Origin of the sequence: Mycobacterium sp. E3339, assembly GCF_001666915.1 — a bacterium.
GTDB lineage: Bacteria > Actinomycetota > Actinomycetes > Mycobacteriales > Mycobacteriaceae > Mycobacterium.
The window spans coordinates 22,569-30,221 of the sequence record NZ_LZIZ01000029.1 but is presented as its reverse complement, the minus strand read 5'-3'; the positions used below and the strand labels follow the sequence as shown (position 1 = coordinate 30,221).

The 7,653-nt window shown below is 68.9% G+C and carries 6 protein-coding genes; 4 read left to right on the top strand and 2 right to left on the bottom strand.

What is annotated here, in order from left to right; translation table 11 throughout:
• The 4 genes from A5702_RS02165 to A5702_RS02150 form a co-directional block, all read left to right on the top strand.
• Positions 1 to 1,090, top strand: a 1,090-nt coding sequence (locus A5702_RS02165; protein WP_156669455.1) for a GAF domain-containing sensor histidine kinase, incomplete at its 5' end; no start/stop codon positions are given.
• A gap of 88 nt (positions 1,091 to 1,178) precedes the next feature.
• Positions 1,179 to 1,604 carry a GNAT family N-acetyltransferase gene (locus tag A5702_RS02160; RefSeq protein ID WP_068217851.1) on the top strand — a complete coding sequence of 142 codons (426 nt, stop codon included), beginning with the start codon at positions 1,179 to 1,181 and terminating at the stop codon, positions 1,602 to 1,604.
• Between the two features lie 118 nt (positions 1,605 to 1,722).
• Positions 1,723 to 2,595: a universal stress protein gene (locus tag A5702_RS02155; RefSeq protein WP_055402092.1), complete on the top strand. Its 873-nt coding sequence runs from the start codon at positions 1,723 to 1,725 to the stop codon at positions 2,593 to 2,595.
• Between the two features lie 16 nt (positions 2,596 to 2,611).
• Positions 2,612 to 2,980, top strand: coding sequence for an STAS/SEC14 domain-containing protein (locus tag A5702_RS02150; protein ID WP_067817441.1), 369 nt, complete (start codon positions 2,612 to 2,614; stop codon positions 2,978 to 2,980).
• A gap of 7 nt (positions 2,981 to 2,987) precedes the next feature.
• Here A5702_RS02150 and A5702_RS02145 read toward each other — a convergent pair whose 3' ends face one another.
• Both A5702_RS02145 and otsB read right to left on the bottom strand, forming a co-directional pair.
• Entirely contained in the window at positions 2,988 to 3,839 is an 852-nt protein-coding gene (locus A5702_RS02145) for a universal stress protein (protein ID WP_231633767.1), read from the bottom strand.
• Between the two features lie 76 nt (positions 3,840 to 3,915).
• On the bottom strand, positions 3,916 to 7,590 hold the full coding sequence (gene otsB / locus A5702_RS02140) for a trehalose-phosphatase (protein ID WP_068217849.1): 3,675 nt from the start codon (positions 7,588 to 7,590) through the stop codon (positions 3,916 to 3,918).
• Positions 7,591 to 7,653: the final 63 nt, after the last annotated feature.

The window sequence follows — 7,653 nt, the reverse complement described above, 5'->3', positions numbered from 1 at the left end:
CGAAATCACCACCGCGCTGCTCTCCGACGCCGAGCCGCACCGGCGGCCGCTGCAGCTGATCGCCGACCGCGCCCGCGTCCTGACCGGCGCCGAGCAGGCCATCGTGCTGGTACCGGCCGACCCCGACCTGCCCGATGACGAGGTCGACACGCTGGTGGTCTCGGCGGCGGTCGGCGTGCACGCGACCGAGGTGGTGGGACAGCGGGTGCCCGTGGACGCTTCCACCAGCGGCACCGTCTTCCGCTCGGGCGAACCGCTGATCACCGAGACCCTGCAATATCCGATCCAGGCGTTCACCGACGTCGGGCAGCGCCCGGCCATTCTGATGCCGCTGCGCGCCCGCGACGAGGTCGTCGGCGTGATCGCCATCGCCCGCGGCGCCGACCAGCCGCCCTTCGACGAGAGCTACCTCGATCTGGTCAACGACTTCGCGACGCACGCCGCGATGGCGCTGGTGCTCGCGTCGGCCCGCGACGACGCGCGCCAGGTGACCATCCTGGCTGAGCGCGAACGGATCGCGCACGACCTGCACGACCACGTCATCCAGCGCCTCTTCGCCGCCGGCATGGATTTGCAGGGGACGCTGGCGCGGGCGCGGTCCCCGGAGGTCGCCGACCGGCTCAACCGCACGCTCGACGACCTGCAGACCATCATCGAGGAGATTCGCACGACGATCTTCCAGCTGAAGTCCCCGCCGGGAAAGAACGCCGACTTCCGGTACCGGATTCAGCACGTGGTCGCCGATCTGACCGAGAGCCGCGACGTCGTGACCACGGTCCGCATGCACGGGCCGATGACCGCCGTCGGCGGCGAGCTAGCCGACCACGCCGAGGCGGTGACCACGGAGGCCGTCAGCAACGCCCTGCGGCATTCCGGCGCGTCGCGGCTGACGGTCGAGATCAGCGTCGCGGACATGTTCGTCCTCGACATCGTCGACAACGGCTCCGGCATACCGGCGGACAACACGCGCCGCAGCGGCCTGGGCAACATGACGCGCCGCGCCGAACAACTGGGCGGCGCGTGCGAGATCACCGGTCCGCCCGAGGGCGGCACCCGGGTGCACTGGGTCGCCCCGCTCATCGACCAGTAGCGGCCCCACGCAGCGGGACCAATGGGGGCGGCCGAGGGGTCTAACGGCCCTGGCCCGATCGCGTCGCCCCGCAATAACGTCGAGCAGCGTGGGTGATCGCGCGGTGGACGTCGCCGGTACGGTTCGGCTGCTCGACGGGCGCCTGGTGTCGTTGCGCCCGCTCACGGTCGCCGACGCCGACGCGGTGCTGGCGCTTCATCAGCACCTGTCCGACCATGACCGGTACTTCCGCTTCTTCACCATGCAGCTGTCGCCGCTGCACGACCTGGTTGCCAGGCTCACCGAGCCCGCGGACGGGCTGTACGCGCTCGGAGCCTTCGACGCCGACCGGCTGATCGGCGTGGCCCACTGCGTGGTGGTCGACGACCCGACCGCCGCCGAGGTCGCGATCGTGGTGCCCACGAAGACCATTCGGTGGGCGTGGGCACCGCCCTGCTCAAGCACCTGGCCCCCATCGCCCGAGCCCACGGCGTCGAACGCTTCGTCGCGGACGTGCTCGGCGAGAATCACCTGATGCTCAGCGTCTTCTTCGACCTCGGGTGGCGTTGCAGGCCCATCGATTACGGGTCGATTCGCCACCTCGAGATCGAGCTACCCGGATCCGACGAGGCGTCAGCGTAGAGGAGCGAACAATGACGGAAAGCGCAAAGAAGTTCGGAGTGCTGGTGTGTGTCGACGGCTCGGCCGCATCCGACGCCGCCGTCGCCTGGGCAACGCGTGAGGCGATCATGCACGAGCTGCCGATCACCCTCATGCACGCCGTGCCGCCCGTCGTGGTCGGCTGGCCGGTGGGCCAGCTGTATGCCGACATGCCCGACTGGCAGCGCGAGGGCGCCGAGCACGTCATGGACCAGGCCCGAAAGACGCTCAGCGCCAGCGTCGGCGACGCCAACCCCCCCGAAATACGCACCGAGACGGTGTATTCGGCCATCGTCCCGGCGTTGATCGAGGCCTCAAGGGACGCGTGGATGCTCGTCACCGGCAGCGAGGGGCTGGGCGCCGTGGGCCGACTGCTGCTGGGCTCGGTGGCCACGGGGATCGTGCACCACGCGCACTGCCCGGTCGCGGTGATCCACTCCGAGGTGACCCCGGACACCGGCGCGCCGGTGGTGCTGGGCATCGACGGATCCCCCGCGTCCGAGGCGGCAACCGCCCTGGCGTTCGACGAGGCGTCGCGGCGGGGAGTGGGGTTGGTGGCGCTGCACGTGTGGAGCGATGTGGGCGTGTTCCCCATCCTGGGCATGGACTGGCACGACCGCGAGAAGGAGGCGCAAGAGATCCTCGCCGAACGCCTCGCCGGCTGGCAGGAGCGCCATCCCGAGGTGCACGTCGAACGGAAACTGTTCTGCGACAAGCCCTCCGAATGGTTGCTGAAGGAATCTGAACACGCTCAGCTGGTGGTGGTCGGCAGCCGCGGCCGCGGCGGATTCCCCGGGATGCTGCTCGGCTCGGTGAGTTCGGCGGTGGCGCAGTCGGCCCGCGTTCCAGTGGTGGTTGTCCGTTGAGAAGGAGGCTCGTAAATTGATCGAATTGCTGACTGACATGCCGGAGAAGGTGATCGGCATCCGCGTCTCGGGGCGCCTGCGCGGGGACGAGCTGCGTGACTTCAAGCCCGAGATCGAGCAGGTGCTAGAGACGGGCGAGGTCCGGATCGTCGAGGTGATCGCGCCCGATTACGAGGGATTCGGGCCGGGCGGATTTCTCGAGGATCTCAAGCTGGGCCTCGGCACCGTCCTGCCGCACCATGCGGCGTTCAAGCGGATCGCCGTGGTCTCCGACAAGGACTGGGTCGCCCACGTCCTGCACGCCGTGGCGTGGATGGTGCCCGGCGAGTTCGCGGTGTTCTCACTCGATGACCTCGACCGCGCCATCCAGTGGGCGGCCGGGTAGTCCGCCGTCAGTCGCGCACGACGAGCACGGAACACCCCGGGCGGCCGCCCGAGTGCGTGGTGACCGGCCCGACCATGCGGGCGACCTTGTCCGCGTCCTCGGTACCGACCACCGCCAGTTGCACGGGTTCCAGTGTGCGCGAGAGAAATTCGGCGGCCCCGCGCCGCGCCGAGACGGGCTGAACGTGGACCTCGCCATGCCGCGATGCCCATGGGCCGAGTCGATGGTTCAGCTGGCTGTATGGGATCTCCCCGAGTCCCCATCGCCAGACCCCCATCGCCAGGATGGACGCGCCACGAAGGCGCGCCTCGCGGAAGCCGTGCTCGAGCACCGCGTCGTTGGCTGGCGATTCCTCGACCGCGACGGCGACGTATCCGCCATCCGGGTGCGCGGCGGCGCGGCCGCTGCGAATGATCGCCACCGGGCAGTGCGCCTTGTGCGCCACGGTGTCGGCGGTCGAGCCGAGCACCTTGCGCGCCACCCAGCCCATCCCCACCGACCCGAGGCAAACCATTGCGGCGTTTTGCGATTCGTCGATCAATACGGCCTCGGATGAGCCGCGCACGATGTCGGATTCGACATCGACCCGCTCGCCCGTCGCGCGAACCGCCGCATCGGCGGCGCGCAACGACTCCTGGGCGTATTCGATGTCCAGGCTGTCATCGTCGCCATCCCGTTGGGGGATGGCATGGATGAGCCGCAGCGGGATGTTGCGGCTGACGGCTTCGGCGGCGGCCCACTTGGCCGCGTTGATCGCGGCTTCCGAGCCGTCGATACCCACCACGATCCGCTGCGACGCCCGCGGATTGTCCATCGCGTCCTCCTGCTTACCGCCCACCGGGCCACCGCGGCCCCTCACCGGTCAACGCTATGGAGACACGGCCGGCGGAAGCAGGGCCGTTGGACCCCGGTTGGCGGGCGTTGGTCACCAAAGCTCAGGCGACCTCGACGGCGTGCCCGGGCAGCAGGTCCTGCACCCGGCCGCGGCACTCCACCACGATCGACGCGCTGTTTCCCGCCTCGGAGGTCAGCTCGGCCGCCCGGCCGCTGACCCGAAGGTGTAGGCGCTGGCCGCGATACACGAATGGGAACTCAATGGGATCCAACCCTTTTGGCCATTGCGGGCTCAGGATCAGCCGATCGTCACGGGTTTCCAGTCCGGTGAAACACCGCTGCAGCAGGTCGATGCTGCCGGCCATCGCGGCCAGGTGGATGCCTTCAGCGGTGGTGCCGCCCTGGATGTCGACGATGTCGGAGGCGAGGACCTGCACGAAGTACTTCATGGCGTGATGCCGGTTGGCGCGGGTGAGCACCCAGGAGTGGACGAGCGCGCTCAGCGTCGAGCCCTCCGAAGTGCGCGCCAGGTAATAGTCCACGGTCTCCGGGATGCGCTCGGGCGCGAAGCGGTAGCCGAGCCGGCCGAACACGGCCAGCAACTCGTCCGAGGACAGCAAGTAGAACAGCATCAGCACGTCGGCCTGCTTGGACGCCCGGTAATTGTTCACGCTGTCGTTCTCGGCCTCCAGGATCCGGTCGAGGCGCTGAATGTTCCCGTACCGCCGCCGGTAATCGTCCCAATCCAACTCCGCCAGTTGCGCATAGCCCTCGAACTGGCTGATCACGTTGTCGTGGAAGGGCACGAACATGCGCCGCGTCACGTGATCCCACCGGCGCAGCTCCTCGCTCTTCAGGTCGATCTTTCCGACGAGGTCGAGGCGGTCGCGCAGCGGAAGCAGGTCCAACGCATCCATCGCCCGCAGGATGGTCCAGACCGCCATGACATTGGTGTATGCGTTGTTGTCAATCCCGTCGTATTCCTTGCCGGGGTAGCCCGAATGGAACTCGTCCGGGCCGATGATGCCCGTGATCGTGTAGCGGCCCCGGGCTTCGTCAAAGCTCGCCAGCCCCACCCAGAATCGCGCGATCTCGACGAGCATCTCGGCGCCGTAGTCGACCAGGAACTGCCTGTCGCCGGTGACCTGGTAGTGCTGCCACGCGTTGTAGGCGATGGCCAGGCCGACGTGATGGGCGCGGGCGCTGGCGTCGGGATTCCACCGGCCGGACTTCGGATTGAGGTGCAGTTCCTGGCTCACCTCGGTTCCGTCGCTGCCCGACTGCCAGGGATACATGGCGCCCAGATAGCCGGCTCTGCGTGCCGCGCGGCGGGCCTCGGGCAGCCGCCGATAACGGTAAAGCAGCAGCGAGCGTGCCACATTGGGCATCCGTACGGACAGCACCGGTGAGACGAACAGCGAATCCCAGAAGACGTGTCCGCGGTAGGCCTCGCCGTGCAGGCCCCGGGCGGGGACGCCGGCGTCGAGTTCGGCGGTGTGCGGGGAGAGCGTCTGCAGCAGGTGCACCAAGTGCAACCGCAGGATGCGCAGCGCGTCCGGGCCGTCGGTCAGGCCGATGGCGCATTGCTCCCACAACAGGTCCCAGGCCCGGGCATGCTGGCGGTGCAGCTCGGCGTACCGGCCGGCGGCGTCGAGGTGCTGCTGGGCGGCGCTGGCCGGCTCCGAGATCGCGCTGTCCCTCCCGGTGAAGATCGTGGCGATCTTCTCGCAGGTGACCGATTGCCCCGCGGCCAGCGCCACCTCGATGTCGTGGCCACCACGGTCGGGCTCCCGCACGAATTCATAACGCGCGGCGGCCCGTTCGTCGTCGCACCACACGGTACTGCGGGCGGCCACCGCGATGGCGATGCGCGACTGTGACGTCTCGGTGCGCAGGATCACCGATTCGGACCCGTACTCGTCGATCCCCGGCGCCGCGAGGTGGGTGCTGGACAGCGACTGGTAGCGCTCGACCATGGTGTTGCGCACGCCGCCGTCCAGCAGCGAACGGAATTCGACCGTGCCCGACCAGTTCTGGGCGCCGATCGTCGTTTGCATCGCGAACACGTGCGGCTGGCGCATCGACGCGAATCGTTGCTGAGTCAGCGTCGTGATCTGGCCCGCGGCGTCGGCGAATCGCAGGGTGCGGGTCAAGGTCGCGTGTCGCAGGTCGAAAGTCTGCCGGTAGAACAGCAATTCGACGTCGTCGATGTCGAACCAGGCGCCGCCGTTGATCCGGAAGGTCAGCGACAGCCAGTTGGGCAGGTTGACCAGGCTTTCGTTCTGCACGGTCCGCCCGGCGATCCGATCGGTCAGCGTGTTGTAGATGCCGGCCGCGTAGGTGCCGGGGTAGTGTGCCTCGCCCGCGGTCGTCTCGGGGGCGCAGCCACGGGTGGCGGCGTAGCCATTGCCCACGGTGCACAGCGTTTCACGCAGCCGCTCATACTTCGGGTCGTAGCCCTCGTACACCAGTTCCCACGGATCGTTGGGTGCGGACGCCGCCTCGTGCAGATCGTCGGCCAGCCGCCGGACGAAATCGCACACCGCGGACGGATCAGCCAGGCTGAGCAGCGCGGCGGAGGGACGATCGCCGTCCTCGGTGTGCCGCAGCGCAATTCCCACGCCGTCGAATTGAACAGCGTCGAACGCGTCTTCGTCGGTGAGGTCGTCGCCGACGTAGATCGGCAACACGGAGTCGCCACCCGTTTGCTCGATCTTCTCCAGGATCCAGTTGAGCGTCCTGCCCTTGTCCCACTCGATGCTCGGTCGAAGCTCGATGACTCTGCGGCCCGTGGTGACCCGCAGGCATTGGGACCGCCCGACTTTGCGTGCCGTCGCGACGACCCGGTCGACGTGTCCTGGATCCGCGTTGCGGTAGTGGACCGCGACGGCAAACCGCTTGTGCTCCACCTGAACCCCGGGCACATCGGCGAGCAGCTCGGCCAGCCCACCGGCCGCCCGCGTCAGGGCGTCGGTGGCGCCGATGGCGGCGGCATTGTCGTGGTGGGTCCCGTCGGGTGCGATGAGTTCGAACCCGTGGCTGCCCGCGTACCACAGCCCGTCGAGCCGCACGCGGTCGCGAAGATCGGCCAGATCGCGGCCGCTAATCACCGCGACGGGGCATTCCGCGGCCAGCGCGCGCAGCACTTCGAGCGCGCCGTCCACCAGGGTGGCGGATTCCGGCTGGGCGACGATCTCGGACAGCGTGCCGTCGAAGTCCAGGAACACCGCCGGTCGTCGACTCGCCACCAGCTCCTTGAGCTGGCCGTAGACACCCATCGCGTCGGCGATGGTCGACAGCGGGGCGCCCCCGCGCCGCACCGAGATCTCCGGAAGGTCGGCGACGATTCTGTCCGCGCCGTAGGACAGCATCCCGTCGGCCCCGCCGTTGCGCTCCAGGCCGATGACGAGGCCGAAGCCGCCGTCCCGCCCGGCGGTCAGCCCCGCCTCGCCGCAGTCGATGAGGACGCACCGCACCGGGCGCACGCCCAGGCGTGCCGCCGACGTCACCACATCGGGCCGCTCGACGCCGTCCGCCGAGCCGACGGCGACGTCGACGAGGTAGTCAATTCCCGCCTCCCGCAACAGGTGCGCGCAGTCTCCGCTCGCGGAATAGACGGCGGTGGCTACGCCGACCTCGCGCAGCCGCCGCAGAAAGGCGGCGGAAGAGTCGCGCGCCTCGACGGGGCCGGTCGCCGGCTGCGCCACCAAACAGTCGAGTCCCAGGATCACCGCGTCGTGGTAGCGCCTGTCGACGCTCACCGGCCATTCGGTCATTTCTCTGACGATGTTCCAGTGCCCGGCACCCGTCAAGGCCCACCGCCCCACGGAGGCCTCATG